The sequence below is a fragment of the Microtetraspora niveoalba genome, assembly GCF_001570405.1.
GTDB lineage: Bacteria > Actinomycetota > Actinomycetes > Streptosporangiales > Streptosporangiaceae > Microtetraspora > Microtetraspora niveoalba.
The window spans coordinates 219762-246275 of sequence record NZ_BBYM01000009.1 but is presented as its reverse complement, the minus strand read 5'-3'; the positions used below and the strand labels follow the sequence as shown (position 1 = coordinate 246275).

General features: G+C 71.8%; 26 protein-coding genes, 1 tRNA gene and 1 pseudogene. 17 read left to right on the top strand and 11 right to left on the bottom strand.

The window, feature by feature from the left end; genetic code table 11:
* Positions 1–484: pseudogene (locus tag AWQ70_RS39810) on the bottom strand (hypothetical protein); the annotation flags it as partial.
* Between the two features lie 22 nt (positions 485–506).
* Here AWQ70_RS39810 and AWQ70_RS39805 point away from each other — a divergent pair.
* Entirely contained in the window at positions 507–797 is a 291-nt protein-coding gene (locus AWQ70_RS39805) for a hypothetical protein (protein WP_169808646.1), read from the top strand.
* Positions 798–892: 95 nt separating this feature from the next.
* Here AWQ70_RS39805 and AWQ70_RS10180 read toward each other — a convergent pair whose 3' ends face one another.
* Both AWQ70_RS10180 and AWQ70_RS10175 read right to left on the bottom strand, forming a co-directional pair.
* Entirely contained in the window at positions 893–1660 is a 768-nt protein-coding gene (locus tag AWQ70_RS10180) for an SDR family oxidoreductase (protein WP_067173336.1), read from the bottom strand.
* Positions 1661–1764: 104 nt separating this feature from the next.
* Positions 1765–2289 (bottom strand): carboxymuconolactone decarboxylase family protein, encoded by a 525-nt coding sequence (locus tag AWQ70_RS10175; protein ID WP_067173333.1) that lies wholly within the window; start codon positions 2287–2289, stop codon positions 1765–1767.
* Between the two features lie 212 nt (positions 2290–2501).
* On the opposite strand from AWQ70_RS10175, the gene AWQ70_RS10170 reads away from it, so the two are divergent.
* The 6 genes from AWQ70_RS10170 to AWQ70_RS10145 all read left to right on the top strand — a co-directional run bounded on the left by AWQ70_RS10170 (position 2502) and on the right by AWQ70_RS10145 (position 7479).
* On the top strand, positions 2502–3458 hold the full coding sequence (locus AWQ70_RS10170) for an RNA polymerase sigma-70 factor (protein ID WP_067173330.1): 957 nt from the start codon (positions 2502–2504) through the stop codon (positions 3456–3458).
* Positions 3459–3814: 356 nt separating this feature from the next.
* A complete protein-coding gene (locus AWQ70_RS10165) occupies positions 3815–4180 on the top strand; it encodes a hypothetical protein (RefSeq protein WP_067173326.1) in 366 nt (121 codons plus the stop codon).
* A 49-nt stretch (positions 4181–4229) separates the two neighbouring features.
* Complete coding sequence (locus tag AWQ70_RS10160) at positions 4230–5051, top strand: glycosyltransferase family 2 protein (RefSeq protein WP_084516757.1); 822 nt, start codon at positions 4230–4232, stop codon at positions 5049–5051.
* On the top strand, positions 5048–6004 hold the full coding sequence (locus tag AWQ70_RS10155) for a glycosyltransferase family 2 protein (protein ID WP_067173322.1): 957 nt from the start codon (positions 5048–5050) through the stop codon (positions 6002–6004). Before AWQ70_RS10160 ends, AWQ70_RS10155 begins: the two co-directional genes overlap by 4 nt.
* A complete protein-coding gene (locus tag AWQ70_RS10150) occupies positions 6001–6801 on the top strand; it encodes a polysaccharide deacetylase family protein (RefSeq protein WP_084516756.1) in 801 nt (266 codons plus the stop codon). Before AWQ70_RS10155 ends, AWQ70_RS10150 begins: the two co-directional genes overlap by 4 nt.
* A 135-nt stretch (positions 6802–6936) precedes the next feature.
* On the top strand, positions 6937–7479 hold the full coding sequence (locus tag AWQ70_RS10145; RefSeq protein WP_174552375.1) for a hypothetical protein: 543 nt from the start codon (positions 6937–6939) through the stop codon (positions 7477–7479).
* Between the two features lie 17 nt (positions 7480–7496).
* Here the strand turns inward: AWQ70_RS10145 and pdxR are convergent, their stop codons facing one another.
* On the bottom strand, positions 7497–8927 hold the full coding sequence (gene pdxR / locus AWQ70_RS10140; RefSeq protein ID WP_084516754.1) for a MocR-like pyridoxine biosynthesis transcription factor PdxR: 1431 nt from the start codon (positions 8925–8927) through the stop codon (positions 7497–7499).
* 35 nt (positions 8928–8962) lie between these two features.
* On the opposite strand from pdxR, the gene AWQ70_RS10135 reads away from it, so the two are divergent.
* The 7 genes from AWQ70_RS10135 (at position 8963) to AWQ70_RS10105 (ending at position 15261) form a co-directional block, all read left to right on the top strand.
* Positions 8963–9616 (top strand): pyridoxamine 5'-phosphate oxidase family protein, encoded by a 654-nt coding sequence (locus AWQ70_RS10135; protein ID WP_067173313.1) that lies wholly within the window; start codon positions 8963–8965, stop codon positions 9614–9616.
* Between the two features lie 75 nt (positions 9617–9691).
* A complete protein-coding gene (locus AWQ70_RS10130; protein WP_067173310.1) occupies positions 9692–11296 on the top strand; it encodes a serine/threonine-protein kinase in 1605 nt (534 codons plus the stop codon).
* A complete protein-coding gene (locus AWQ70_RS40315; protein WP_067173307.1) occupies positions 11297–12850 on the top strand; it encodes a protein kinase family protein in 1554 nt (517 codons plus the stop codon).
* A 234-nt stretch (positions 12851–13084) separates the two neighbouring features.
* Positions 13085–14101: a DUF2510 domain-containing protein gene (locus tag AWQ70_RS40450; protein WP_218004477.1), complete on the top strand. Its 1017-nt coding sequence runs from the start codon at positions 13085–13087 to the stop codon at positions 14099–14101.
* 22 nt (positions 14102–14123) lie between these two features.
* Complete coding sequence (gene orn, locus AWQ70_RS10115; RefSeq protein WP_067173302.1) at positions 14124–14720, top strand: oligoribonuclease; 597 nt, start codon at positions 14124–14126, stop codon at positions 14718–14720.
* 94 nt (positions 14721–14814) lie between these two features.
* Positions 14815–14887: transfer RNA gene (locus AWQ70_RS10110), tRNA-His, on the top strand.
* A 158-nt stretch (positions 14888–15045) separates the two neighbouring features.
* Complete coding sequence (locus AWQ70_RS10105) at positions 15046–15261, top strand: helix-turn-helix domain-containing protein (protein WP_067173301.1); 216 nt, start codon at positions 15046–15048, stop codon at positions 15259–15261.
* 12 nt (positions 15262–15273) lie between these two features.
* On the opposite strand, the gene lat is transcribed toward AWQ70_RS10105, so the two are convergent.
* Positions 15274–16554, bottom strand: coding sequence for an L-lysine 6-transaminase (gene lat / locus AWQ70_RS10100; protein WP_067173299.1), 1281 nt, complete (start codon positions 16552–16554; stop codon positions 15274–15276).
* A gap of 108 nt (positions 16555–16662) precedes the next feature.
* The gene (locus AWQ70_RS10095; RefSeq protein WP_169808645.1) at positions 16663–18306 is read right to left on the bottom strand and encodes a penicillin-binding transpeptidase domain-containing protein; all 1644 of its coding nucleotides are present in this window, start codon (positions 18304–18306) and stop codon (positions 16663–16665) included.
* Between the two features lie 61 nt (positions 18307–18367).
* Between AWQ70_RS10095 and AWQ70_RS10090 the strand changes: the two genes are divergently transcribed.
* Complete coding sequence (locus AWQ70_RS10090; RefSeq protein ID WP_245646886.1) at positions 18368–19201, top strand: spermidine synthase; 834 nt, start codon at positions 18368–18370, stop codon at positions 19199–19201.
* Positions 19202–19215: 14 nt separating this feature from the next.
* Here AWQ70_RS10090 and AWQ70_RS10085 read toward each other — a convergent pair whose 3' ends face one another.
* The 4 genes from AWQ70_RS10085 to ngcE are packed head-to-tail and all read right to left on the bottom strand — an operon-like array spanning position 19216 to position 22777.
* Positions 19216–19476, bottom strand: a complete 261-nt coding sequence (locus AWQ70_RS10085) for a 4a-hydroxytetrahydrobiopterin dehydratase (protein ID WP_067173298.1) — start codon at positions 19474–19476, stop codon at positions 19216–19218.
* Positions 19477–19510: 34 nt separating this feature from the next.
* Entirely contained in the window at positions 19511–20374 is an 864-nt protein-coding gene (locus AWQ70_RS10080) for a carbohydrate ABC transporter permease (protein ID WP_067173295.1), read from the bottom strand.
* Between the two features lie 2 nt (positions 20375–20376).
* Complete coding sequence (locus tag AWQ70_RS10075) at positions 20377–21288, bottom strand: carbohydrate ABC transporter permease (RefSeq protein WP_067173435.1); 912 nt, start codon at positions 21286–21288, stop codon at positions 20377–20379.
* Between the two features lie 40 nt (positions 21289–21328).
* Complete coding sequence (ngcE, locus tag AWQ70_RS10070; RefSeq protein ID WP_067173292.1) at positions 21329–22777, bottom strand: N-acetylglucosamine/diacetylchitobiose ABC transporter substrate-binding protein; 1449 nt, start codon at positions 22775–22777, stop codon at positions 21329–21331.
* A 239-nt stretch (positions 22778–23016) separates the two neighbouring features.
* Between ngcE and AWQ70_RS10065 the strand changes: the two genes are divergently transcribed.
* Positions 23017–23637 carry a class II aldolase/adducin family protein gene (locus AWQ70_RS10065; protein WP_067173289.1) on the top strand — a complete coding sequence of 207 codons (621 nt, stop codon included), beginning with the start codon at positions 23017–23019 and terminating at the stop codon, positions 23635–23637.
* Here the strand turns inward: AWQ70_RS10065 and AWQ70_RS10060 are convergent.
* On the bottom strand, positions 23624–25219 hold the full coding sequence (locus AWQ70_RS10060; protein ID WP_067173286.1) for a DUF885 domain-containing protein: 1596 nt from the start codon (positions 25217–25219) through the stop codon (positions 23624–23626). The two genes, AWQ70_RS10065 and AWQ70_RS10060, sit on opposite strands and share 14 nt — an antisense overlap.
* Positions 25220–25276: 57 nt before the next feature.
* Between AWQ70_RS10060 and AWQ70_RS10055 the strand changes: the two genes are divergently transcribed.
* Complete coding sequence (locus AWQ70_RS10055; RefSeq protein ID WP_174552374.1) at positions 25277–26509, top strand: DUF4032 domain-containing protein; 1233 nt, start codon at positions 25277–25279, stop codon at positions 26507–26509.
* The last annotated feature ends 5 nt before the right edge of the window (positions 26510–26514 follow it).

The following is a 26514-nucleotide window of genomic DNA, read 5'->3' as shown; positions in this document are numbered from 1 at the left end:
TCAGATGGCAGGTCGCCGAGCCTGGCGGCGAGGTGGCGTTCCGGCCCTTCGGCGGGCGCGCCGAGATGATGAACGTGCCGCTCGGCCTGCCCGGGCAGGGAGCCGTACCCGCCATCGCGCCGACCCCGGCCCCCATCCGGCCCTCCGGCACCGGTCCGGGCGGCGCCGCGCCCCCCGGCGGCGGCCCGGACGGAGCCGGATCCCCCGGCGCCTCACCGGGCGACGGCCGCGCGCCCACCCCGCCGGACGGGCGGTCAGCCGGGCCCTCCGGCTCGCCGGACCCCGCGTCCTCGCCCGGCGGAACGGCGGAGCCGGGCCGCACAGCCGACTCCCACCGCCCGCCCGCGTCCCGCCGCACACCCGCCGTACGGCGTTCCCCGACTGCCGCCCGGCCCTCCCGCACTCCGAAGGCGACCCGGACCCCGGCCCCCGCGAGGACGCCGACGGCGAGACCCGCGCGTACCAGGCCCGCCTCCGCCCCCACGCGACGCGCTCCCCTGCTGTCGGTGAGCTGCCCCGGCGGGCTGGGCCGCGCCGCCTCCGGCGTGATCACCCTGTACGCCCAGAACGCCGCCGTCGCGTGGACCGCGACCGTCCCCGAGGGGGTCGTGCTGCGGCCCGCCAACGGCAGGCTGCGGGCGGGGGCGAGCGGCCGGGTCACGCTGACGGTGACCGAGCCGGGCGCGGCCGGGAGCGCGTTGATCACCTTCCGTTCCCCGGGCGGCGACCCGTACTGCCGGGTCTCCTGGCAGGGCGACCCGGCCGAAGCCACCGCCGACGCGGAACAGCCCCAGTAGCGGGATTTCGCGCCGCGACAGCAGCCGGCGGCGGAGGCCGTGGGGACAAGGGCCAGGCCGTGACGTACGGCCGGGTCAGAACTTCCGGGAACAGGTCAGGGCTGGGCGTCGAGCCACTCCTGGAAGGTGGGGCCGGCGAGCTTGGCGTGCGGGCCGGGCAGGAACGCGCCGTCGGCGGCGATCTCGGCGTCGGGCATGCCGGAGCCGTCGACGCCGACGACCTTGACGCCCCGGCGGGCGCCGAGGAGTGCGGCCGCCTCGGCCATGACCTCCTTGCGGGGTCCGGCGACCTCGGGGATCGGTGTTCCTGGAGCGGGCTGGGCGGGCGCCTCGGAGTCGACGGCCAGGTCGACCAGGGCCTCGGCCACGGTGCGGCAGGCCACGAGCTGGGTGGGCAGGGCCGGGATGTAGGCGACGTCGCCCTGCTGCCAGTCCAGGAGCTGACCGACGAACTCGTGGAACTGCGCGGCGCGCAGAATGCGGGCGGGCAGTGGCCCGGACAGGTTGGCCTCCTCGTGTACCTGCTGGGCGGCGATGAAACCGCCGGTGGCCTTGTCGGCGCCGATGATGGATACGGCGACGATCAGGCCGGCTCCTGCCTTCTGGCCGAACTCGTGCAGATTGCGGGTCGCCGTGCGGAAGAACTCCGTCGCCGCCTCCTGGTCGGAGGCGTGCCACGACGCGACGTCGATGATGACGTCGACCCCGGTGAGGGCCTCGGCGAGGCCCTCACCGGTGATGATGTCCACGCCGGTGGCTCGGGACATCGGCACGACCTGGTGCCCCTGTTCGGTGAGGACGTCGACGACGTGGCGTCCCAGCCGTCCGGTCGCTCCTGCCACCGCGAACTTACGAATGCTCATTCCATGCCTTTCTCGGCGTTGAACGGTGTTTCCGAACCTTGGGGAGGTGTCCCCGGCGGCCTCAGAACCGGCCGTGCTCAGGGTGAGGAACGGTCGCCGCGCCCTCACCCTGAGCCGGTCGGGCGTCGATCGGTGTAGTTCCGGCCGGGGGGCATACCGGGGATCGGCTTGGCGATGAGAGCGGCGGGGGTGAAGAAGCCGATGTGGGCGATCGCCATGATGAGCGTCCACATCGCCTTGTCGTCGTAGTGCGCGGACGCCCTGGCGTACAGCTCATCGGGGACGCGCTCCCCGGACGGGTTCGGGGTGAGGACCGCCTCCACGAGTTCCAGCGCGATCCGTTCGGCGTCGGTGAAGTACGTGGCGTCCCGCCAGGTCGCCACGGCGGTGATGCGCTCCTCCGACTCCCCGGCCTTCCGGAGGTTGCCGGTTTCCCGGATGGTGAAGTACGTGCTGCCGAGGATCTGCCCGGCGCGGAGCTGCAGCAGGCTGATGGTGGTCTGCGGAATCGGGCCGTCCCTGAGGGTCTTGTGCAGGCCTTCGGCGACCACTGCCATCTCGGGGAGGAATGGGAGGGGGTTGGGCATTCGCGACCGCAGGTCCTGCTGTTCGGTCGTGGGTGTGGGCATGGTGTTGTCTTCCCTCTCGATCTCGACTGGTGATGTCGTGTGCCGCCCGGATCGTTCGGGCGGCGCGCCGGCGAACACGAGACGTCCGCACCCCGATCCCCGTGACAGCGCGGTCATGTGACATGAGCCACCGATCGCGGGTGTCACAAAGCGGTGCGGACCGGCGTCTCGTGCGTGTGGCACAGTCGAGAGCGAGCAGGCAGGAGCCGGGCATGAGCGGGCGCAGCGAACGGACCACGGACACGGCCGAGCCGCTCGATCGTGCCGACCGCGTGGACTCCGTGCACTCCGCGGACTCCGCCACCGAGGCGTTCGTCGCCCACCGCAACCTGCTGTTCACCGTCGCCTACGAGATGCTCGGCTCGGCCGCCGACGCCGAGGACGTCCTGCAGGAGACCTGGCTGCGATGGGTCGACGTCGATCTCGACACCGTGCGGGAGGAGCGCGCCTACCTGGTGCGGATCGTCACCCGGCAGGCGCTGGACCGGCTGCGCGCGCTCGGCCGGCGCAAGGAGTCCTACGTCGGGCCGTGGTTGCCCGAGCCACTGCTGACCGCGCCCGACGTGGCCGAGGACGTCGAGCTCGCCGAGAGCCTCTCGATGGCGATGCTGCTGGTGCTGGAGACGCTCACGCCGACCGAGCGGGCGGTGTTCGTGCTGCGCGAGGTTTTCGACGTGGAGTACGACGAGATCGCCGAGGCCGTCGGCAAGAGCCCGGCCGCGGTCCGCCAGATCGCCCACCGGGCACGGTCACACGTCGCCGCCCGGCGGCCACGCGGCATCGCCTCCCCCGCCGAGACCCGAGCCGCACTCGGGGCCTTCCAGCGAGCGGTCGAAACCGGCGACCTGCAGAGCCTGCTCGACATCCTCGCGCCGGACGTCGTCGCCCTGAGCGACGGCGGTGGAATCAAACATGCCCTGCTTCGGCCCGTCGTGGGGGTCGGCCCCGTGGCTCGCCTGCTGGCCGTCGGCTGGTGGAAGCGCGACGCCGAAAGGTCGGTCGAGCTGGTACAGATCAACGGTGGCCCGGGGCTGCTCGTCCGGGTCGACGGGGAGATCGACGGCGTGGTGGCGGTGCGGGTCGAGGACGGCTACGTCACCGGCGCGTACCACGTGCGCAATCCCGAGAAGCTGTCGCGCGTGGAACGCGAGACCACCGTGAGCCGCTGAGCCCGGAACGACGCGGGCCCCAGGGACACCGGCTCGCTGCCCCCCTCGCGCACGCTGTCGGCGCCCCGCGCCTCACGGTTGAAAAGCGAGGAAAGCGAGGTATGCGAGGAATGTGTGAAAGGCGAGGAATCCGAGGAAAGCGATGATCAGAAATACGGACGACCTACGCAAATCAACTTGACCGTTCCATTAATCTTTTTCGACATTTAAGATAAGATCGTCTCTTCCGGCGCGGCCTGGTAAACCGGGGGCCGAGGCAATGCGTCGCCATTGACGCATGCCTGTTGCGATTGGTCCCATAAGTGGGCCAGCCAACCGCGTCACAGTGGCCTCTACCAGCCGGGAGACCAGGAGACATGGGCAGGAATCGGACCGTTCCCATCGCCGTCCTCGGTACGGCGTGCGCCGTCGGCGCGGTGCTCGCACTGGCCGACATCGAAACGCCGGTCCGGATGATCCTCACCCCGATGTTCCTCTTCGTCGTTCCCGGAGCGGCGGTCGTCGGACTGTTGCGCGATCGTGACCCTCTTTCGGCGCTGACGGTGGGCGCGGCCGCGAGCCTCGCCGTCAACGTCGTGCTCGCGGAGGCGATGTTGCTCTTCGACGCCTGGTCTCCCCGCGCCGGGGTGGCGACCGTCGGGGTGCTGAGCCTGTTCCTGTTGATCGTCCGGTGGCTGTACCGAGGGCACGCGCCGGCCGAACGCGAGACGGGCACGCGGTGAGAAGGGGTCCCCGCTCATGCCAGACCGACCGGAAGGACGTCCAGTCACCATGAGTCCCGAGCCCAGCGCCACCTCCCCGTTCGCGGCCCTGCGCCCGCTGCCGGCCGGCCGCCGTTTCACCCCACTCGGGCCCCACCTGGCCATCGCGCCCACGGTCAGCGTGGTCGTCCCCGCCATGAACGAGGCCGAGAACCTCCCGCACGTCTTCGCCACGCTGCCCTCCTGGATCCACGAGGTCGTGCTGGTCGACGGCCACTCCACCGACGAGACCGTCGCCGTCGCCCGGCGGCTGCGGCCGGGGCTGCGCGTCGTCAACCAGCGCGGGCGGGGCAAGGGCGACGCGCTGGCCGAGGGGTTCGCGGCCTGCACCGGCGAGATCATCGTCATGATCGACGCGGACGGCTCGACCGACGGGCGCGAGATCGTCCAGTTCGTCAGCGCGCTGGTGAGCGGCGCCGACTTCGCCAAGGGCTCGCGGTACATCCCCGGCGGCGGGAGCGACGACCTCACCTTCACCCGCAGGCTCGGCAACACGCTGCTGCGCGCGATGGTCAACCGCATCTACGGCACCCGCTACACGGACCTGTGCTACGGCTACAACGCGTTCTGGGCCCGGCACCTGCCGGCGCTCGACCTCGACTGCGAGGGCTTCGAGGTCGAGACGCTGATGAACATCCGCGCGGCCCGGGCCGGGCTGCGGGTTCACGAGGTGCCGAGCCACGAGCGCTGCCGCCTGCACGGCGAGAGCAACCTGAACGCGGTCCGGGACGGCCTGCGCGTCCTGCGCACGATCCTGCGGGAGCGGCGGCGGCCGGCCGCGCGGCACCCCGCCCCCGCCGCCGCCCAGGCCGCCGACCAGGGGGCGGCATGACGGCTCCCGCGCCGGTGCGGACCTCGGTCGTCATCTGCGTCTACACCGAGGACCGCTGGGACGACATCGCGGCCGCGGTCGAATCGGTCCGCGGCCAGCGCCGCCCGCCGTACGAGCTGATCCTGGTGGTGGACCACAACCCCGACCTGCACCTGCGGCTCAAGCGGGAGCATCCCGACGCGGTCGTGGTGGAGAACGCCCACGAGCGGGGCCTGTCCGGCGGCAAGAACACGGGGGTGGAGATCGCCCGCGGCGACGTCGTGGCCTTCCTCGACGACGACGCGGTGGCCGAGCCGGGATGGCTCGCGGCGTTCGAGACGGGGTTCGCCGACCCGGCGGTGGCCGGGGTCGGCGGGCTGACCCGGCCGCTGTGGGCGGCGGGGCGGCGTCCCCGCTGGTTTCCGGAGGAGTTCGACTGGACGGTCGGCTGCACCTATCGCGGGATGCCGGTCGAGCGGGCCCCGATCCGCAACGTGATGGGCGGCAACGCCGCGTTCCGCCGCGAGGTCGTCGGCGGGGTCGGCGGGTTCAGCACGGGCATCGGGCGCAACGTCCAGGGGCGCAGGAGCCGCCCGCTGGGCTGCGAGGAGACCGAGTTCTGCATCCGGCTGACGCAGCGGCGGCCGGGGGCGGTGCTGCTGTTCGAGCCGGACGCGGCCATCGGGCACAAGGTGTCCGCCGAGCGGTCGCGGTTCGCCTACTTCCGGGCCCGCTGCTACGCCGAGGGGCTGTCCAAGGCGATCGTCACGCGCAGCGTGGGCGCGGGCGACGGGCTCTCCAGCGAGCGCGGCTACACCTTCAGGACGCTCCCGCTCGGCGTGCTGCGCGGCCTCGGCGACGCCGTACGCGGCGACCTCGCGGGCCTGGGCCGGGCGGGCGCGATCGTGGTCGGCCTGACCTGGACGACGTGGGGCTACCTGGTCGGCGGGCTGCGTCTGAGGAGGCGCTCGTGACGAGGGTCCCGATCCTGATGTACCACTCGGTGACGGACCGGCCGACTCCGGAAACGAGGCCGCTCGCGGTGCGGCCGGGGGACTTCGCCGACCAGCTCGGATACCTGCGGGACTCGGGGTTCACCCCGCTCACGGTGGCCGACCTGGTCGCGTCGCTGCACGGCACGGGGCCCGCCCTGCCGGACCGCCCGGTGGTCATCACCTTCGACGACGGGTACGCCGACTTCCACGAGGAGGCGCTCCCCGTGCTCGACCGGCTGGGTTTCCCCGCCACGGTGTTCCTGACGAGCGGCTGGGTGTCCGACGCCGGGGCGGAGGCGGCCGGCCTGCCGCTGGACCGCACGCTGTCGTGGGGGCAGGCGCGCGAGGCGGCCGAGCACGGGGTGGAGATCGCCGGGCACAGCCACAGCCACCCCCAGCTCGACCAGATCGGCGACCACGAGCTGCGGCAGGAACTCCGCCGTAACAAGGCGTTGATCGAGGACCGGATCGGCCGCCCGGTGACGACCATGGCCTACCCGTACGGCTATTCGAGCGCGCGGGTGCGCCGGGAGGTGCGCCGTGCGGGTTTCTGGGCGGCCTGCGCGGTGGGCAACGCGGTCGCCGCCGACCGGCACGACGAGCTGGCCATCCCCCGGCTCACGGTGGGCAGGGGCACCACGATGACCCGGTTCTCGCTCGCGGTGGAGGGCCGCGGCATCCCTCTCGTCTACCTCAAGGAGCGCACCCTGACCAAGGGATACGCCGTCGTCCGCCGCACGCGGTACGGCCTGCGCAAGATTGCCACTCGCCAGTAACAATCGGGCGTCCCGAGGTGTCAGCTCTGGCACATAAGGGGAGAAATCAGGGCGATCGACGATTGAGGGGGCACAGTGGCCCACGCATGGATGCCCGGCGCCAGCCGAATTCCCGCTCCCGAGGACTCCGGCCCCATGATCGGCGGAGTTCCGAGAGCCGTCTGGTTCATCTGGCCGACCGACCCTCTCGCGGTGTCGGCCAAGTCCGCCGCCCAACGCATGATCCAGCTCGGGTGCCCGGCCCACCTGGTCTGGAACCCCGTGACCGGCGAGATCGCCCAGTCGCTTCCCCCCACACGCGCGGCCCGCGGACTGCCGGGCGAACGGGGACGGGAGGGGCGGGTGTGCGTGCAGATCCGCGTGCTCGGCTCGGTGGAGCACCCCTTCACCGACGGCAAGCTCGACGGACTGGACGACATCCTCACCTGGCTGGACGCCTGGCGGGTGCCGAGGCGCTGGCCCGCCGGGCCTCCGCTGCCCTCGCCGCACTCGCTGGCGGCCGAGCGCAGCCGCCGCCTCTGGTCCCGCGGCGGCCACTTCGGCCACTCGCAGGTGCCGGGGACGGTCGAGGGCGATCCCGGCGGCATAGACGTCAACCGGATCACCGGTGAGAGCGTGCCCGCCTTCGCGCTGCCCCGCCCGCGCGAGGAGTTCCGCGTGCTCGAACGGGTCATCTGACCGCTCCACGAGCCCCGTCACAGATCCCCGGCCAGCTCCCGGATGACGGCGCAGCCGCGCCTGACGTCGGCGAGCGACGCCGATCCGTACCCCAGGACCAGCCCGTGGACCCGGACCGGCCCGTGGTGGTGCCGGACGGTGGTGTCGAGCAGCACGCCGCGCGCCCGCGCCTCCTCCACCAGCGGGCCGACCGCCTCCTCGGGCAGCTCGACGAGGACGTGCAGGCCGGCGGTGTCGCCCTTCACGAGCGGCCCGAGGATCTCGACGACGGCGGCCCGGCGCCGCGCGTACTCCAGGCGCATCCGGCGCAGGTGCCGGTCCAGGTCGCCGCGCCGCAGCAGGGTGGTGACCGCGCGCTGCACCGGGCCGGAGGTGCGGTCGCCGAGCAGCTTCCTGCGCGCGGCGACCTTCGCGAGCAGCTCGGGCGCGGCCACCAGCCAGCCGAGCCCCACGTCGGGGCTCAGCGACTTCGAGAGGGTGCCGAGCAGCACGACACGCGAGGGGTCGAGCCCGTACAACGCGGGCAGCGGCGCGACGTCGTAGCGGAACTCCGCGTCGTAGTCGTCCTCGACGATGAGCGCGCCGGTGCGGCGGGACCAGGCGAGGAGCCGTTCGCGCCGGGCGACGGGCAGCCGACCGCCGAGCGGGAACTGGTGGGCCGGGGTCGTGTACAGGACGTCCAGGTCGTCCGGCAGCTCGTCGACGATCACGCCCTGGTCGTCCACCGGGCAGGGCACGATCTCGGCTCCGCGCGCCCGCAGCACGTGCCTGGCCACCCGGTAGCCGGGCTCCTCCACGCCCGCGCGGGCGCCGGGCGCGAGCAGGGACGCGGCGAACAGGTCGATCCCGTGCCCGGTGCCCCGCGTCACCAGCACGCTCTCCGGCCCGACCGGTACGGCCCGGGCGGTGCGGAGGTGGTCGGCGAGCAGCGCGCGCAGGTCGGGGTGGCCGCGGGGGTCGGGGCGGTCGTCGGGCGGCGCGTCCCCGGCGCGGCGCCAGGCCCGCCGCCACGCGGCGGCGTCGTGCCCGAGCACCCACGGCCGCCCCGCCCGCAGGTCGACCAGGCCCGCCTCCACCGGAGCGAACGGGTCGGCCGGGTCGGCCGGGCCCGCCTGGACGACCGGGACCGCACTGACCGCCCGGGCGACCGGCGTCGCCGGGATGTCCGCGACGTACGTGCCGGAGCCGCGCCTGCCGTCGAGCCAGCCCTCGGCGTAGAGCTGCTGGTAGGCGTCGGTCACGACGGTGCGGCTGACGCCGAGCAGCGCGGCGAGCGCCCGGCTGGACGGCAGCCGCTCGCCCGCCCGCAGCCCTCCGCCGCGCATCGCGTCCCGGAGCTGGTCGGCCACCTGGACGGCGAGCGCGACGGGTGAGTGCCGGTCCACGGCCAGCGGAAGGTCGACGTGCGCCCGCAAAGTGGTTCCCCGTTCGTTCTCGGAAGTGGCCATGTTCAGCGGTCCACCCGGCTCCTAACGTAACGGACATGCTTTCCGGAACACCCCAAACCGTGATTAAGCGCGGCAAGAAGCGGGCCCGCACGGACCGCGCCGACCTGCACGCCGTCCTGGACGCCGGGCTCATCTGCCACCTGGGCGTCCTGGTGGACGGCTCGCCGAGAGTGATCCCCACCGGGTACGGCCGCATCGGCGAGACGCTGTACCTCCACGGGTCCACGGGAGCCGCCTCGCTGCGCGCCGCGTACGCCTCGCCGGTCTGCGTGACGGTCACCCACCTGGACGGCGTCGTACTGGCGAGATCGGCGTTCCACCACTCCGTGAACTACCGCTCGGCGATGATCTACGGCTTCGCCCGGGAGGTCGAGGACGACGGCGAGCGCCTCGACGGCCTGCGCGCGATCACCGAGCAGCTCGCCCCCGGCCAGTGGGACGTGGTCCGGCCACCGAGCGGGAAGGAGCTCGCCGCCACCGCCGTGCTCGCCCTCTCCCTGGAGGAGGCGTCCGTCAAGATACGGCAGGGCCCTCCGTCGGACGACGAGGAGGACTACGCGCTGCCGCTCTGGGCGGGGGTGCTGCCGTTGCGGAGCACCTGGGGCGCCCCGGAACCGGACCCCAGGCTCGCCCCCGGCGTCCCGGTCCCGGAGCACGTTCTTCGCAGGCCAAATGCGGTTCGTGACTGACTTTCACGACTTTTCGGCTTATTTAGTGATCAATCACTAAGCTACGGTCTCGTCATGGGTCGATGAGGAGACCGGATGTACGGGCAGACGGGCGCCTGGAGTGCCCCCGGATACACCGAGATACGAGAGCTGGGCACGGGGGGCGGGGGCCGTGTCGTCCTCGCCAGGCACGACGCCGACGGCATACAGGTGGCGATCAAGTACCTCTCCGACGAGCTGCGCTCCGATCTCAACTTCGTGGGCAGGTTCCGCCAGGAGGCGCACCTCCTCGCCCTCATGGAGCCCAGCCCGCACGCCGCGCGGTTCTACGAGTACATCGAGGCGCCCCTCGGCGCCGCGATCGTCATGGAGCTCGTCGACGGCGTCTCGCTGCGCACGATGCTCCGTTCGGAGGGGCCGACCGGGCCCGAGGCGGCCCTCACCGTGTTGAAGGGCTCGCTGCTCGGGCTGGCCGCCGCGCACGCCGTCGGGGTGGTCCACCGCGACTACAAGCCCGAGAACGTGCTCGTCGAGGCCGACGGCATGAGCAAGCTGGTCGACTTCGGGATCGCCGCCAGGGCGGGCGAGGGGGTCGGCGCCTCCGGGACGCCGCCGTACATGGCGCCGGAGCAGTGGTCGGGCAGCCAGGCGAGCCGGGCCACCGACGTGTACGCCGCGACCGTGGTGTTCTTCGAGTGCCTCACCGGCACCCGGCCCTTCCGGGCGCAGAGCCTGCCGGCGCTCGCCCGCCAGCACCAGTCCACGCCCCCGCCGGTCGACGAGGTGCCCCACGCCCTGCAGGGGCTGATCGAGCGCGGCATGGCCAAGAACCCGGCCGACCGGCACCCGTCGGCCGAGGCGTTCCTCCGGGAGCTGGAGTCCGTCGCCGGCGAGGCGTACGGCCCCGCCTGGGAGGACCGGGGACGGCGGCGGCTGGCCGCGCTCGCCGGCCTGCTGCTCCCGTTCTTCCCGCTGGCCGAGGAGCCGCCGGAGGCCACGACGACCCTCGCCGAGACCCACGTCGGCGGCAGCCCGCTCACGAAGATCAGCGTCAGGATCGGCCTGGTCGCGATCGCGGTCGCGGTGGTCGGCGGAGGCGCCGCGACGCTCGTCGGGTCGTTCGGCGACGCCGAACTGCGGGCCGGCACGACGATCGAGACCCCGAGCACCACGCCGACCGACCTCGGCATCGAGGACGAGGACGACTCCGTGCCCGAGATGGCCGACGTCGCCCCCACACCGTCGGCGAAGCCGTCGAGAACGGCCTCCCCCTCTCCTTCTCCCTCGCCCAGTCCGACGCCGGCGGTCAGGACAACCCCGCCGCCGGCCCCGTCGGCGAAGCCGTCGCCGACCAGGCGGCCGACGCCGTCGCGGACGCCGACCCGCCCGCGTCCCCGGCCGAGCCAGACGACGCCGGAGCCGGACGACACGGTCAACATCCCCGAGCTTCCCGGGGTGACGTCCACGCCGACGCAGCCGCGGAACACCCCCACGACCGCTCCGTCGACGAACACGCCGACGAACACGGTCCGGCCGACCGACCCGCCGACGACCCCGCAGGAGCCTCCGCCCCAGCTGACGTCCGCGCCGGTGCCGTCCGCCTCGATGGGGGCGTTCGCCCTCGGCCTGGTGACGACCGGCCTCGTACCCGCCACACTGGCCGTGAAGAGGATGACGGGACGGCACCGGAGGCGGCGATAGATGGATGACGGCGGTTCCGTCGCGGGACACCGGCTGACCGGGCGCACCCGGTCCGGCGAGGTCGGCACCTGGAGCGAGGCGGTCTCCCCCGCGGGAACGCCGTCGGGAGTGCTGCGGTTCGCCCCCGCGCTGGTCGCCACCCCGGCGGCCCGCGAACGGCTGGTCGCCGCGGTGACCGCCGACCGCCGCCTCATCGCGCAGTGGGGTCCGGCGCCCGGCGGCCGCGCCGGGCTGCTCCCCGTCGCCGACCTGGTCACCGCCCGGGGCGACATCTGGCTCGTCGCCGGGGGCGCGCCCGTTCCGGTGCTCGCCGACCTGCTCGCCGACGTCTTCGGCCGGGGCGGGCCCTCCCCCGGCCCCGGCGCGGTGGCGTCGATCCTGGCGGAGACCGCCCAGACCCTGCTCGTCCTGCACGCGGCCGGGCTCGCCCACGGCGCCGTGCATCCCGGCACGGTGGTGATCGCCGGGGACGGCTCGGCCCTGCTCGCCGAGCGCGGCCTGCTCGAAGCGCTACGCGGCGAGCCGGCCTCGCCGGAACGCGACGTCGCCGCCTGGGTCCAGCTCGCCAGGGGGCTCGCCGCGAGCTGGGCCGACGACGGCTCGGCCGTCCTGTTCGACCGGGCCGCCTCGGCCGCGTCGGCCCACGGGCTCGCCGCCGCCCGCGACACCCTCCTCGCCGCCGGCCCGGTTCCCGAGGAGTACGCGGGCAGGGCCTCGCTGCTCGGCACGCTGCGGGTGTGGTCGACGACCTCCCCCGCCCCCGTCTCCCCTGTACCGGCCTCCCCCGCGCCCGTCTCCCCTGTACCGGCCTCCCCCGCGCCCGTCTCCCCTGCGCCGGCCTCCCCCGCGCCCGTCTCCCCTGCGCCGGCCTCCCCGACGCCGGTCGCCGCCGCGTCCGCCGCTTCGTCCGCCGCACCGCCGGACGAGGCGGTCACCCTGCTGCACCTTCCCGGCCCGGCCGACCAGCCCGCTCAGGCCGCCCCGCACGCGGACACGGCGGGTGCGGCGGGTGGGGACGACGTCGTCATGCGCTTCGGTCCCGGCGTGCCGGCGGACACCACGGCGGCCCAGATCTGGCGTTCCGGGACGACCACGCAGTTCGCCGGGGAGGCGGGCGGCGACGCGCGGCCCGTACGGCGCGGGCGGCGGACCAGACGCGGCGCCTGGGCGGGATCGGCCCTCCTCGCCGCGCTCCTCGCGGTGGTCATCCTGTGGCTGCGCTTCCAGCCGGCGGCGGACGTGCTCGTCCAGAAGGTGGACGTGCGCGGCCCCAAGAAGACGATCTCCTGCGACGGAACGGCCTCGCTCGTCGGCACGGTCACCACCAACGGCGGCGCGGGCCGCATCAGGTACGTCTGGGTGCGCAGCGACGGCGTGCGGATGCCGGAGCGCGAGCAGAACGTGCTCGCCGGGGACACGTCGGTGGAGCTCCCGCTGCGCTGGGAGGTGACGGGGTCCGGCCGTTTCAAGGGCGTGGCCACGCTCCGGGTGTTGTCGCCGACCTCCTCGGGCGAGCCGCTCCAGGACAAGGCGTCCTTCTCGTACCGCTGTTGACGTCGGGCACCACCGCTGTTCACACACCGCTGCCGACGTCCGGAGCCACCGCTGTCGACGTCGGGCACCACCGCTGCCGAAGGGCCGGTACGGAGGCGGGCCGGGTGCTGAGAAGACCCGCCGCGGGCGGTCACCCTTTGACCGTCCTTTCACGTGAACACACATCAACATCAGAGATAGACGACGTTTTCCGGCAATCTCGTGAACGTATCCAGGATTGCTAATGTGGCCCGCATGACGACGACGCCCGCCGGTTGGTATCCCGATCCGTACGGCTCTCCCCAATTGCGATGGTGGGACGGTTCCCAGTGGACCGACGCGACGCATCCGAGGGAACCGCAGGTCGGCGCCCCGCAGGATCCCGGTCAGCAGGGCGGTCTTTCCCAGCAGGACGCTTTTCCCCAGCAGGGCGGCGCGCCGCAGTGGGCGCCTCCGTCCCAGACGGCGCAGCTTCCCCTTCCCGACTTCGGGGCGCAGCCGCCGAAGCAGTCGTCGCCCTGGCCGTGGCTGCTGGGCGGGCTCGCGGTCGTCGTGGTGCTCGCCGTGGTGGCGGTCGCCGGGCTGTTCGTCGTCCGGACCCAGACGGACGGCGCGGTCGCCAAGCCCGGAACGGAGATTACGGAGCCTCCGCTCGACCGCACCGTCCCTCCCCAGGAGACCGAGTCGCCGCCACCCCAGCAGCAGCTCACCGAGCTGCCGCAGCCGTCGGGCGGCCGGATCTCCGACCCGGTGACCGGATTGTCGTACGCCTATCCGGGCGAGCCGTGGGTCGTGCCCAAGGCGGCCGAGATCAACAACCCGAACAACCAGAAGATGCCGCTGTGGTCGAGCGGCTACCAGGCGCTCTCGCAGCAGAACTTCGACGGCCAGAACGGCGACTGGGTCGCCTCGGTCTTCGCCGCGCCGCTGCCCTCGTTCTTCCCGTACAGCGGTCCGCAGGACCTGCGCAACCTCGCCGGGGCGGCGCTGATCGCCTACGAGCCGGACTTCTACTCGCCCCCGCACGCGCGGAAGATCCTGAGCAACAAGGCGCTCAAGGTGAGCGGCCACGACGCCTGGATCACCGAGTTCCAGATGGACTTCACCGAGGAGTCCAAGCGCAACGGCTGGAAGTGGCAGACGGAGAAGGGCGCGTTCGTCCTGGTGGACCGGGGCGCCGGGCAGCAGCCGGTCATGCTCTACGCCTCGGTGCCCGACAATCTCGACCAGTCGGTGCTCCAGCGTGTGGTGGACTCCCTCCAAGTGAGTTGAACGCCCTACTACTCTGGGTCTCATGACTGACCTGCTGGTCTGGATCGACTGTGAGATGACCGGGCTCGACCTCGGCCGTGACGCGCTCGTCGAGGTGGCCTGTATCGTCACCGACGGCGAGCTGAACCAGCTTGACGAGGGTGTGGACGTCGTCATCAAGCCCCCACCCGAGGCGCTGGCCCAGATGTCCGAGGTGGTGCGCGAGATGCACACCGCCTCGGGCCTGCTGACCGCGCTCCCCACGGGGGTGACGCTGGCGGAGGCGGAGAGCGTGGTCCTGGACTACATCCGGTCCCACATCGGCGAGCCCAAGAAGGCCCCGCTGTGCGGCAACTCGATCGCCACGGACCGTTCCTTCATCGCCAGGGACATGCCGCTGGTGGACGGCTTCCTGCACTACCGCATGATCGACGTGTCCTCCATCAAGGAGCTGGCCCGCCGGTGGTATCCCCGGGCGTACTTCGCGTCCCCGGAGAAGCAGGGCGGCCACCGCGCCCTGGCGGACATCACCGAGAGCATCCGGGAGCTCCGCTACTACCGGGCGGCCGTCTTCGTGCCGCAGCCGGGCCCCGACACGGCCACCGCCCGCGAGGTCGCGGAGGCGATCTCCGCCGGCTGAGGCGGATGCCACGAGGTTTCGGGGCGCGGTGCGGCATGACGACTCCGAAATACCGCTACACTTTTCTCGTACGCCGCCGAGAGCGGCGGACATGGTGGGTGTAGCTCAGCTGGCAGAGCGCCAGGTTGTGGTCCTGGATGTCGTGGGTTCAAGTCCCATCACTCACCCGCGAGACGGCCGGTCCGAAAGGACCGGCCGTCGGCTTTTGGGGCCCGGCAACCTAAAAGATCCACAAAACATGACCTCTGCGCGTTATGCTCGCTCTCAACCGCTACGCCGGACGCGCGGGGGGCCTCGGCGATCTTGAGTCTGCCCTGGAGGCCGGATGAGAGTCGACGACCGCACCCACACGAGCCTCAGCAAACGCGAGGCCGAGGTCATGGACCTGATCGCCGTGGGGCACTCCAACGGTGAGATCGCACAGCGCCTCTTCCTGAGCGAGAAGACGGTCAAGAACCACGTGAACCGCATCTACGCCAAGCTCGGCGTGGAGTCGCGGAACGCCGCGATCGGCCACTGGCGCGCCTCCACCGGCCGCTGAGGCCGGGCCGGGTCACCTCGGGGTCAGGGTCTCCCGGAGGCGGGCGAGGCCGTACTCCAGCTCGTCCGGCTGCACCGACAGGGCCGGGCGGAGCCGTACCGACCGCTCTCCGGACGGGAGGACCAGCACCCCGGCCTCGCCCTCGTCGCGGAGCCGGGCGATCACGCCGGCGCGGTCCGGCACGTCGAACGCGCACATGAGACCGCGGCCCCTGGCGTTCGTGACGAGCCCCTCGGCCTCCAGCGTCTGGAGCCCGGACAGCAGCTTCTCCCCCAGGATCGCGGCCTTCGGGATCAGCTCGTCGCGTTCGATGATCTCCAGCATGCGGCGCGAGCGCACCATGTCCACCAGCCCTCCGCCCCAGGTGGAGTTGATCCGGCCGCTGACGGTGAAGACGTTCTCAGGGACCAGGTCCACCCGGCGGCCCGCCATCACCCCGCCCACCTGGACCTTCTTCGCGAAGACCACGATGTCGGGCGCCAGGCCGAGCTGCTGGTACGCCCAGGGGGTGCCGGTCAGCCCCACGCCGGTCTGCACCTCGTCCACGATGAACAGGGCGTCGTGCTCGTGGCAGAGGTCCTGCATCGCCTGGAGGAACTCGGGACGCATGTGGTTGTCCCCGCCCTCGCCCTGGACGGGCTCGGCGATGAAGCAGGCGATGTCGTGGGGGTTGCGGGCGAAGGCGTCGCGCGCCTGGGCGAGGGAGCGCTCCTCCGCGGCCTCCACGTCGCCGAAGTGGATCGCGGGCACGTCGATCCGCGGCCAGGGGAACTTGGGGAAGCGGTCGGTCTTGACCGGGTCGGTGTTGGTGAGGGAGAGGGTGTAGCCGCTGCGGCCGTGGAAGGCGCGGGTGAGGTGGAGGACCTTGGTGCCGAGGCCGGGATGGCGGCCGTGGGCCTCATTCCAGCGGCTCTTCCAGTCGAAGGCGCACTTCAGCGCGTTCTCGACGGCGAGCGCGCCGCCCTCGACGAAGAACAGGTGGGGCAGTTCGGGGTCGCCGAGCACACGGTGGAAGGTCTCGGCGAACTCGGCGAGGTGGGTGGTGTAGAGGTCGGGGTTGGCGGGCTTGTTCGCGGCCACGCGTCCGAGCAGGGCCATGAACTCGGGATCGTCGGCGAAGGGGTTCATCCCCATCGGCGACGAGGCGAAGAACGTGTAGAAGTCGAGATACCTCCGGCCGTCGCGCGCGTCGACCAGCCAGGAGCCCGCACTCCTGTCCAGATCGAGCACCAGCCGGTAGCCGTCGACGAGCAGGTGCCGGGCAAGGACTTCGTGCACGGCGTTCGGGTCCATGTCGCCTCCACATTGAGCCGGGACAACACGATTCCCTCACGACCGGGGTCGAATGTGAAGGGTTTCCCGCCGAATGAACCTTCTGGAGAATGTTTTACTACCTCCTTGCTACAGCGCGCGGAGGAACCTCGCCGCGACCGGCACCGCCGCGTTCCGCCCGGTGCCGCCGTGCTCCACGAACACGGCGAACGCCAGGTCGCCCTGGTATCCGATGAACCAGGCGTGGTCCGGGCCGCGCTGCCAGTCCTCGGCGGTGCCGGTCTTGCCGGAGACGCCGCCGGGCAGCTCGGAGCCGGCCGCGGTGCCCTCGGTGGTCACCGCGCCCATCAGCGCCCGCAGCCCCGCCGCGGCCGCGTCGCTCAGCGGGACGCTCGCGGGCTGGGGGTGCCCCTCCACCCGCTCGGCCGCGTCGGCCGGGAGCAGCCGCGGAGGCCGCCAGGCGCCGCTCTGCACGGCCGCCGCGACCGTCGCCATGCACAGCGGGCTCGCCTCCACCGTGCCCTGCCCGAACGAGGCCTCGGCGAGCGCGTCCGGGTTCTCCGGCCGGGTGAGGCTGCCGCAGGTGCCCCCGACGCCGGTGGCCAGGCGCGCGCCGAACCCGAAGGCGGCCGCCTGCTCCACCAGCCGGTCGGCGCTCACCTTCTGGACCGCGAGCTGCGCGAACGTCGTGTTGCACGACAGCGCGTACGCCTGACGGAACGTGACGGTGCCGTGGTCCTTGCCCTGGTAGTTCTCGATGGTCCGCCCGTTCGGGATCGTGTACGTCGCGGGACAGGGGACCTGGGAGTCGGCGGTCAGCTCGCCGTTCAGCAGCGCGGCGGCGGTGACGGTCTTGAAGGTGGAGCCCGGGGCGTACTTGCCGGTGAACGCGCCCCTGCCGCCGAGGCGGTCGGCGACCGCGACCACCTCGCCGGTGGACGGCCGCACCGCGACGAGCGCGGCCGGCCGGTCGACCGGGTCGAGCGCGCGGGCCGCGGCCCCCTGGGTGAACGCCTCGATCGTGGTCCTGGTCCCCTTCGGCGCGGGGGCGTCCTTCTCCAGCAGCACCCGGGACGGCTGCCCGGGGTTCCTGATCTCGACGGTCCAGCCCACCTCCACCCCGGAGGGCGACGGCGGGATCCTCGTGCCGAGCTCCGAGAGGTACGGCTCGGCGTAGTTGTCGTGCGGGAACGCGTGCCCCTCCTTGGTGAGGAAGCGCGTCGCGGACACCGGCTTGTCGATCCGGACCAGCTCGCCCCCCTCGGCCAGGTCCGGGAGCATCACGGCCGGGCTCCACAGCACCTTCCAGCTCAGGTCCCGTACGGCCAGCCGCAGCGTGGAGGTGAAGTCCCACGCGCCGTCGTATCCGGCGACCTTCCGCGACCCGCTGAAGCGCATCTCGGCCGTGTCCTGCCCGGTCATGGTGACCTCGCCGGGCGTGAGCCGTACGAGCCGGGCGGAGACGGCGTCGTCGAGCAGGCGGTGCCGGTCGGCGAAGTCGGCGGGCGGCTCGTCCACGAGCTCGCGCATCGACTCGTAGTCGCCGGTCCGCCAGTCGTCCAGGTATGTGGCGGCCGTCTCCTCCGGGGTGCCCTCCACCCGCCGCTCCTCCGGCGTCGGCGACGGCGGCGGCGATGACGGGGCCCCGATCACGAGCTCGGTGTGGGGGCCGGCCCCGGCCTCGTCCCTTGCCCGCAGGACGAGCCCGGTGACGCTCGTGACGATGATGGCGACGACCACCCCGACGAGGGCGAGCAGCGCTCGTCTGCGCATACGGTTTCTCCTGGGGGGTCGGAGTGCTCCCCCCGATATACCACGCATAGGGGGCAAAAGGTTGAGAGAACCGGTGCAGGGCCGCTATCCCGTGACGTACGGCGAGGTCGAGCTCCTGCGGGACCTCGACCGGCCCGACGGGTGGATGCTCGTCATGAGCGGCGTCGCCCAGTCGTACGTGGACCTGGCCGACCCGACCTACCTCGACTTCGACTACGTGCGGCTGATGGCGGAGGTGATCGGCTGCCTCCCCGAGGGGCCGCTCGACACCGTGCACGTCGGCGGCGGGGCCTGCACACTGCCCCGCTACCTCGCGGCGACGCGGCCCGGCTCCCGGCACATCGTGATCGAGCCGGACGCCGGGCTGGTCCGGCTCGTCCGCGAGCAGCTCCGGCTGAAGTCGGTGCCCCGGCTGAAGGTGCGGGTGCTCGACGGGCGGACGGCCGCCGCCGGGCTGGACGACGCGTCCGCGGACCTGTTCGTCCTCGACGCGTTCTCCGGCGCCGTGATGCCGGCCGAGCTGGCCACCGCCGAATATCTGGCCGAGGTGCGGCGGATCCTCCGCCCGGACGGCACGCTGCTGATCAACGTGGCCGACGGGAAGGGCCTGCCGTTCGCCCGGCGGCTGCTCGCCACCGTGCTCGGCGCGTTCCGCCACGTCCTGCTGCTGGCCGAGCCCGGCATCCTGCGGGGCCGGCGCTTCGGCAACCTGATCGTGGCGGCGTCGCCCGGGGAACTGCCCGTCGAGGCGGTCACCCGGCGGGGCGCGGGCGGCCTCACCCAGGCCCGCTGCCTGTACGGCAGGGAGCTGACGAACTTCGTCGCCGGCGCCGCCCCGATCAGGGACGGCGAACCGGTCGTCTCGCCCGTGCCGCCGCCCGGTCTGTTCGACTGACGGTCAGCGGGAGATCACGCCGCCCCGTGCGCGGCCGCGATCTCGTCGATGCGGGCGGCGAGCGTGTGGTCCAGCTCGGTCAGGCCGCCCGCGTCGTGGGTGGTGAGCGCGAGGTGCAGGGTGCGCCACCTGATGTCGATGTCGGGATGGTGGTTCATCTTCTCCGCCTCCTCCGCGATCTCGTTCACGATCGCGATGGCGGTACGGAAGTCGGGAGCGGTCACGGTCCTGCGGAGCGTGTCGCCGTCGGTCTGCCACGTGGTCGGTTCGCCCATGCGGACAAGGAGATCACGAGACGGGTGTGCCGCGCTATTTCAGCGCGCCCGCGGTCAGCCCCGACTGGATCTGCCGCTGGAAGACGATGTAGACGATCAGCATCGGGATGATCGCCATGCTGAGCGCCGCGAACAGCCCCGCCCAGTCGGCCTCGTAGCCGGCGTTGGTGGAGATGTTGGCGATGCCCTGGGTGATCAGCCACTTGTCCTGGGCGTTGCCCGGCAGCAGCACGATCGGCAGCAGGTACTGGTTCCACTGGCCCAGGATGTTGAAGATCGTGATGCTGATCAGGCCGGGCTTCGCCATCGGCAGCATGACCTGGAAGAACGTGCGGGTGTGCGAGGCGCCGTCCATCATCGCGGCCTCGGCCACCGTGGTCGGCAGCGTCTTGAAGAACGCGGTCAGGAAGAACACCGAGAACGGCAGCGAGTACGCGACGTAGACGATGACCACGCCGGTGTGCGTGCCGAGCAGCCCGAGGTTCTTCACGGTGAGGAACAGCGGGACCAGCGCGAGGAAGACCGGGAACGACAGGCCGGAGACGAACAGCAGGTAGATCAGCCTGCTGCCGGGGAACCGGTAGCGGGCCAGCACGTACGCCGCCATCGAGCTGAGCAGCATCGTGAAGAAGGTGGACAGGGCCACCACGATCACGGTGTTGATCAGGTACTGGCCGATGTGCGCCTTGGCCCAGGCCCGGCCCCACGCGTCCCAGTGGAAGGTGGCCGGCAGCCCCAGGGGGTGCTCGCCGAAGATCTCGGTGTTGGTCTTGAAGGAGCCGAGGAACGTCCAGATGATCGGGAAGATCACCAGGATCGCCCAGACGACCAGGGCCAGGTGCGAAAGCGTGCCGAAGACGCCGACCCGGCCGCCCGGCCGCTGCGGGGGACGTGTCATGTCTAGAACTCGATCCTCTCGCGCCGCGTGACCCGCAGGGTGAGGACGGCGAACGTCAGGGTCAGGAAGAACAGGGCGACGCCCATCGCCGAGGCGTAGCCGTACTTGGAGAAGGTGAACGCCTGGCGCCAGATCTCCAGCGGCAGCACCGTGGTCGCGTTGTCCGGGCCGCCCCGGTCCACGGAGAGGACCTGGACCAGGGCGAACCCGTCGAACGCGGCGATGCCGAGATAGACCCAGCCGACCTGGAGCGTGTCCCAGAGCAGCGGCAGGGTGATCTTGAAGAAGAGCGTGAACCGCCCCGCCCCGTCCAGCGCCGCCGCCTCGAACACCTCGGACGGGATGGAGGACATGCCGGCGGAGAAGAGCACGACGTAGAAGCCGACGGCCTGCCAGACCATCACGCCCATGATCGTCCACAGGGCGAGGTCGGGGTTGATCAACCAGCCCACGGGGTCGACGCCGACGGCCCCGAGGGCGTTGTTGATCACGCCGGTCTTGTCCGGGCGCAGGATCGCCTGGAACAGCACGCCGACGATGGCGACGGCGAGGACCTGCGGGAAGAAGAACACGATCTTGTAGAAGGCCGACCCGCGCACACCGGTGCGCCGCCCGTTCGCCTGCCCGCCCCCGACGTTGAGGAGGAACGAGAAGAACAGCGCGATGGCGATGGTGGCCAGCGGCATGACGAGCAGCAGCAGCCCGTGATGGCGCACCGCCTGCCAGAAGACGTCGTCGTCGAACATCCGCCCGAAGTTCTCGAGGCCGACGTAGTCGAAGTCCGGCGAGATGCCCTTCCAGTTGGTCAACGCGATCTGGAACGCCTGGATGTACGGCGCGATCACGAAGACGACGTAGAGGACCAGCGGCGCGGCGAGGAAGGACAGGATGAACCCGTATCTCCTCAGCGCCATCGGCGAGGAGGCCTGAGACAGCTTGCCATGCCGCATGGGATCACGCGGTCCGCTTCTGCTTGGTGACCGAGCTGTCGGCCTTGGTCTTGTCCGCGGCCTTCTGCATGTTGGTGCAGAACTGCTCGGCGGTGATGCGGCCGAACATGAGCGCGTTGGTCTGCTTGCGCAGCTCGGTCTCCAGCTCCTTGTACCACTGCTCGAAGCTGGACCAGGTCACCACGTTGGCGCCGGCGGCCGTCTGGACCTCCACCACGCTCGCGGTGCCCGGCGACAGGGTGAGGCCCTCGGTGGAGCCGACCACGACGGTGAGGCTCTTGGTCTTCTCGGTGAAGGCCTTGGCCGCCTCCTTGGAGAGCATGACGCGCATGTACTCCAGGCCGCCGTTGATGTTCTTGCCCTTGGCCGGGAGGACGTACGGCTCGCCCGCCACGGCCCGGATCGCCTCGTACGGCATGGCGTCGGACGCGCTGACCGACGGGGTGGGCGCCATGGCGTACTCGAAGCCGGCCGGGGTGTCCTTGGCCTGCTCGGGCTCCAGCCACGAGCCGGAGGGGTAGAGCGCGACCTTGCCCTGGTTCTGCTGGGTCTGCACCTCGGTGTGGATCAGGCCCTCGTAGGACTTGTCCATGTACTTGCCGATCTCGGCCCAGGCCGCCGCCGCCTGCTTGACGGCGTCGTTGGTCCAGGCGCCGTCGGCGAGGTTGTCGATGTCGATCAGGACCTGGTTGCCGCCGATCTTCGCCGCGCTGATCAGGATCATCCAGTACTGGTAGTACGAGGCGTTCTTGCCGGCGTACGCGTACGGGGTCATGCCCTTGGCCTTGATCTTGTCGGCGAGGGTCTTGAACTCGTCGAACGTCTTCGGCGGGGTCCAGCCCTCCTTCTCGAAGAGCTTGGCGTCGTACCAGAGGCCGTACGCGGTGTAGACGTAGTTGAGGATGTACGGCTTGGCGGGGTCGCCGACCAGGCCGGACTCGATGGTCCCCGGGACGAGGGTGTCCTTCACCTTCTTGCTCGGGTCGTCGATCGACGGCGCCTCGTAGAGCGGGGTGAGGTCGAGGAGCTGCCCCGCCGCGACGAGGGAGCCGGTGTCCAGGTTGTCGGTGCCGGAGTTGTTCACCACGTCGGGCACGTCGCCGCTGGCGAAGCGCGGCGTGAGGGTCTGCGCGATCGTCTGGATGCCCTGGTGGGTGATCTTCGCCTGCGGGAACTCCTTGACGTACAGCGGCTCGTGCGACTGGGTCGCGTACTCGTCGCCGTAGGCGCCCTTGAAGATCACGACTTCGAGGGGAGCGTCGGCCTTGACGCCGAACGGGTTGGAGTCGGACTTCGCCGCGCCGCCACCGGTGGAGGCGGCCGGTTCCGGAGTGCTCCCGCCCGAGGTGGCGCAGGCGCTGAGGAGGCCGGCCGTGGGGCCGGCGACGAGTGCGGTGAGGCCGATGCGGTGCATCATCTGGCGCCGGGTGATCTCGCGAGGCGTGTTGGTCATCCAACTCTCCTGGGGGGACAGTTAGGAAAGTTTCCTAAACGATTGCTGGAACGTACGGCGGGCCGCCAACCGCGTCAAGAGTCCCGGTTCGGTCTAGACCAATCTGTGATCCGACCGCGATCACCCCCGGCCGACAGTCGGAGGGTATATCGATGTTTGTCCAGGTAAAAGGCCCTATAAAAAGTAGGATGATCGGACCAGAACTGGTATAGACCGGATCTCATACTAGGTTGGGCGCCATGTGGGATCTTCGGCGGGAACTGTGCGAGTACGGCCACAAGGCGGCGAAGCTGGGGCTGGTCATCGGAACCTCGGGCAACCTGAGCGTCCGCCAGGGCGACCTGGTCGCGGTCACCCCCTCCGGGGTGGCTCTCGACCGGCTCAACCCGGAGGACTGCCCGGTCCTCGACCTGGAGGGCAACCCCGTCGAGGGCGAGGCGCGGCCGTCGTCGGAGACGCCGATGCACCTGGCCGTCTACGCCTCGACCGACGCCCGCGCCGTCGTGCACACCCACTCCGTCTTCGCGACCGTGGTCGCCACCACCATGACCGAGCTGCCCCCGATCCACTACAACGCGCTGCTGCTCGGGGGCGCGGTCCGCGTCGCCCCCTACGCCACGTACGGCACGCCGGAGCTGGCCGCGAACGTGCGCGCCGCCCTCGCGGGGAAGCAGGCCGCGCTGCTGGCCAACCACGGCGGGGTCACCATCGGATCGACCCTGGAGAAGGCGTTCGAGGCGACCCGCCTGCTGGAGTGGCTGTGCGAGGTCTACGTGCGGGCGCTCGGCGTCGGCACCCCCGCCGTCCTCACCGACGAGCAGCTCGCCGCCGTGGTCGAGCGCGCGTTCAGCCCGGGATGACCGCCCGCCGGGCCAGGCCCAGGGGAAGGCCGCCGCTCCCGGCGATCTGGTCGTGGAACTTGCGCTGGTCGCCGCCGAAGTCGTCGCGGATCCGCCCGATCTCCAGCGCCCCCGTGAGGTACGAGGGCGCCTGGGTCGGCCAGGCGCAGTAGCGGTTGACCTCGCCCTTGGCGGTGCCCGGCGACAACGACGCCTTGGTCGCCATGAACTCCTCGGCCTGCTCGATCGTCATGTCGCCGCAGTGCAGGGCGGTGTCCACGACCATCCGGGCCGCGCGGAAGATCCGGCAGTCCAGGTGGGCCAGCTCGGTCGCCGGGGTGTCGAAGTACCCCTGCTCGTGCAGCACGCCCTCCACGTACAGCGCCCAGCCCTCCGTGAAGTACGGCGTGCGGAAGATCTTGCGCGCCTTCCGCGGGTTGGCCGCCATCCACGCCAGGTGCCAGTGGTGCCCCGGATACGCCTCGTGGACCGCGATCGACGGCATCTGCGCCCGGCAGTTGGTGCGCAGGCGCTGCCGTACCTGCTCGGGAGTGAAGCCGTCCGGCGTGAACGGCACGTAGAACACGCCCTCCCTGGACGCGCTGAGCGGCGGCGGCGCCAGATAGCTGGCCACCGAGAGGATCGGCCGCTGGAACTCCGGCGACGGCAGCACCTGGCACTCCTCCCCCTCGGGGAAGGTCACCAGGCCGCGCTCGCGGACGAAGTCGCGGGCGCGCAGCGTCTCGGCCTCGTACTCGGCGCGCATCGCCTCGAGCGTCTCGGGGTGGTCGTCCATGAGGGACTCCATCGCCGCCCGCCAGTCCTGGCCCCACTCTCCCGAGCCGACCCGCGGGGCGACCTCGCGCATCCGGGCGTCGATGTCGTCCCAGGCCCGGCGGCCCTTCTCGTGCAGCTCGGCCGCGCCGTACCCGAGCAGCTCCCGCTCGCGCAGCAGCGTGGAGTAGAGCTCCTCCCCCATGCGCCAGGTGCCGCCCGCGGTGAACCCTTCGAGGAAGGCGACGAACCCGTCGAACGCCGCCGCGGCCGGCTCGGCCGCCGCCGCCAGCCGCGCCCGCAGCGCCGGGTCGGCCACCAGGCCGGGGACGGTCTCGGTGAGGAACGCCCGCCCCGTGCGCGCCTGGCCCAGACCGCGCGCGACCAGCAGGTCGGCGGCGAGGTCGGGGGCGAGGTTCTCACGGCAGGCGGCGAGCACGCCGGGCACCTCGGCCAGCCGGGCGATCGCGTCCCCGACCAGCTCCGCCTCCGGCTTCAGCCGCTGCTGGAACGGCGTGAAGAGCGCCCCGAAGATCGTCCCCAGATAGGGCGCGGGATCGCGCCGCCACTCGGGCCAGCGGGCGCTCGCCACGGCCCCCCGCAGGTGGGAGACGACCAGCTCTCGGTCGATCTCGTCGTCGGCGGTCGCGGCGGGGTCCGCCTGCGCGGAGAGCCGCTCCAGCCAGCCCTCGGCGGCGCGCTCCCTGGCGGTGAAGGCGGCCTCGGAGAAGTCGCCCAGTGTGTGGTCGTACCCGTCGGCTCCGAGCAGCGCGGCCCGCACCGGGCTCTCCGCGAAGTACCAGCCGATGAACTCATCCAGCAGCGTCATGGTCTGTGACTCTATCCGCGAGACTGGATCACGAATCCCCTCGAAGAGGAGCGAACGGTGCCCCTGCAGATGATCGGCGCCCCCGGCGACCCCGACCTGATCCGGCTCCCCTGGGACGTCCCGCTGGAGGAGTGGCCCGACCACCACCTGGTCACCCTGCCGCGCGGCATCTCCCGGCACGTCGTCCGGTTCGCCCGGCTGTCCGGGCGCGTCTACGCCATCAAGGAGATCAGCGAGCGGTACGCCAAGCGGGAGTACAAGCTGCTGTGGGACCTCGCCCGGCTGGACGCCCCCGCCGTCGAACCGGTCGCGGTCGTCACCGGGCGCACGGCCGCGGACGGCACCGAGCTGGACTCCGCGCTCATCACCCGGCACCTGCAGTTCTCGCTCCCCTACCGGGCCGTGTTGTCGGGCGCGGTCCGGCCCGACACGCTGACCCGGCTGCTCGACGCCCTCGCCGTGCTGCTCGTGCGGCTGCACCTGACCGGCTTCTACTGGGGCGACTGCTCGCTGTCCAACACGCTGTTCCGCCGCGACGCCGGGGCCTTCGCCGCGTACCTGGTGGACGCGGAGACCGGCGAGCTGCACCCGATGATCAGCGAGGGGCAGCGGACCCACGACATCGACGTCGCGCACGTCAACATCTACGGCGAGCTGCTCGACCTGGAGGCGGGCGACCTGCTGCACCCGTCGATCGACCCGCTGGTCTTCGCCGAGCAGATCGTCGAACGGTACGAACGGCTGTGGAGCGAGCTCAACTCCGACGAGATCATCGAGGAGGTCGACTGGCACATCGTGGACCAGCGGATCAGGCGGCTGAACTCGCTCGGCTTCGACGTCGCGGAGATGATGGTCCGCAGGAAGGCGGGCACGGGGCGGCTCCTCGTGCGGCCCAAGGTCGTGGACGCCGGGCACCACCAGCGCCGCCTGCTGCGGCTGACCGGCCTGGACGTGGAGGAGAACCAGGCCAGGCGGCTGCTCAACGACCTCGACGCGTTCCGGGTGTCGAACGGCCTGCGCCACGAGGACGAGGCGATCGTGGCCCACCGCTGGCTGGCCGAGGTCTTCCACCCGGTGGTGAGCGGGATCCCGGCCGAGCTGCGGCGCAAGCTGGAGCCCGCGCAGCTCTTCCACGAGGTGCTCGACCACCGCTGGTTCCTGTCCGAGGCGGCCGGCGGCGACGTGGGACTCGACGTCGCCCTCCGGTCGTACGTCGAGAACGTCCTGGTGTTCAAGCCGGACGAGAACGCGGTGATCGTCGACTCCGGCGCCGACCCGCTGTCCCCCTGATCTCG

Bases quoted from the DNA above. Each gene is read 5' to 3' on its own strand.
- AWQ70_RS40450 (WP_218004477.1), top strand. From the start codon at position 13,085: ATGACGACGACGCCCGCCGGTTGGTATCCCGATCCGTACGGCTCTCCC.
- lat (WP_067173299.1), bottom strand. From the start codon at position 16,554: ATGGACCCGAACGCCGTGCACGAAGTCCTTGCCCGGCACCTGCTCGTC.
- AWQ70_RS10060 (WP_067173286.1), bottom strand. From the start codon at position 25,219: ATGACGCTGCTGGATGAGTTCATCGGCTGGTACTTCGCGGAGAGCCCG.
- AWQ70_RS10165 (WP_067173326.1), top strand. From the start codon at position 3,815: ATGGGCAGGAATCGGACCGTTCCCATCGCCGTCCTCGGTACGGCGTGC.
- AWQ70_RS10160 (WP_084516757.1), top strand. From the start codon at position 4,230: ATGAGTCCCGAGCCCAGCGCCACCTCCCCGTTCGCGGCCCTGCGCCCG.
- AWQ70_RS10075 (WP_067173435.1), bottom strand. From the start codon at position 21,288: ATGGCGCTGAGGAGATACGGGTTCATCCTGTCCTTCCTCGCCGCGCCG.
- AWQ70_RS10105 (WP_067173301.1), top strand. From the start codon at position 15,046: ATGAGAGTCGACGACCGCACCCACACGAGCCTCAGCAAACGCGAGGCC.
- orn (WP_067173302.1), top strand. From the start codon at position 14,124: ATGACTGACCTGCTGGTCTGGATCGACTGTGAGATGACCGGGCTCGAC.
- AWQ70_RS10095 (WP_169808645.1), bottom strand. From the start codon at position 18,306: ATGCGCAGACGAGCGCTGCTCGCCCTCGTCGGGGTGGTCGTCGCCATC.
- AWQ70_RS10130 (WP_067173310.1), top strand. From the start codon at position 9,692: ATGTACGGGCAGACGGGCGCCTGGAGTGCCCCCGGATACACCGAGATA.
- AWQ70_RS10155 (WP_067173322.1), top strand. From the start codon at position 5,048: ATGACGGCTCCCGCGCCGGTGCGGACCTCGGTCGTCATCTGCGTCTAC.
- AWQ70_RS10175 (WP_067173333.1), bottom strand. From the start codon at position 2,289: ATGCCCACACCCACGACCGAACAGCAGGACCTGCGGTCGCGAATGCCC.
- AWQ70_RS10180 (WP_067173336.1), bottom strand. From the start codon at position 1,660: ATGAGCATTCGTAAGTTCGCGGTGGCAGGAGCGACCGGACGGCTGGGA.
- ngcE (WP_067173292.1), bottom strand. From the start codon at position 22,777: ATGACCAACACGCCTCGCGAGATCACCCGGCGCCAGATGATGCACCGC.
- AWQ70_RS10170 (WP_067173330.1), top strand. From the start codon at position 2,502: ATGAGCGGGCGCAGCGAACGGACCACGGACACGGCCGAGCCGCTCGAT.
- AWQ70_RS10145 (WP_174552375.1), top strand. From the start codon at position 6,937: ATGATCGGCGGAGTTCCGAGAGCCGTCTGGTTCATCTGGCCGACCGAC.
- AWQ70_RS10080 (WP_067173295.1), bottom strand. From the start codon at position 20,374: ATGACACGTCCCCCGCAGCGGCCGGGCGGCCGGGTCGGCGTCTTCGGC.
- pdxR (WP_084516754.1), bottom strand. From the start codon at position 8,927: ATGGCCACTTCCGAGAACGAACGGGGAACCACTTTGCGGGCGCACGTC.
- AWQ70_RS10065 (WP_067173289.1), top strand. From the start codon at position 23,017: ATGTGGGATCTTCGGCGGGAACTGTGCGAGTACGGCCACAAGGCGGCG.
- AWQ70_RS10135 (WP_067173313.1), top strand. From the start codon at position 8,963: ATGCTTTCCGGAACACCCCAAACCGTGATTAAGCGCGGCAAGAAGCGG.
- AWQ70_RS40315 (WP_067173307.1), top strand. From the start codon at position 11,297: ATGGATGACGGCGGTTCCGTCGCGGGACACCGGCTGACCGGGCGCACC.
- AWQ70_RS10085 (WP_067173298.1), bottom strand. From the start codon at position 19,476: ATGGGCGAACCGACCACGTGGCAGACCGACGGCGACACGCTCCGCAGG.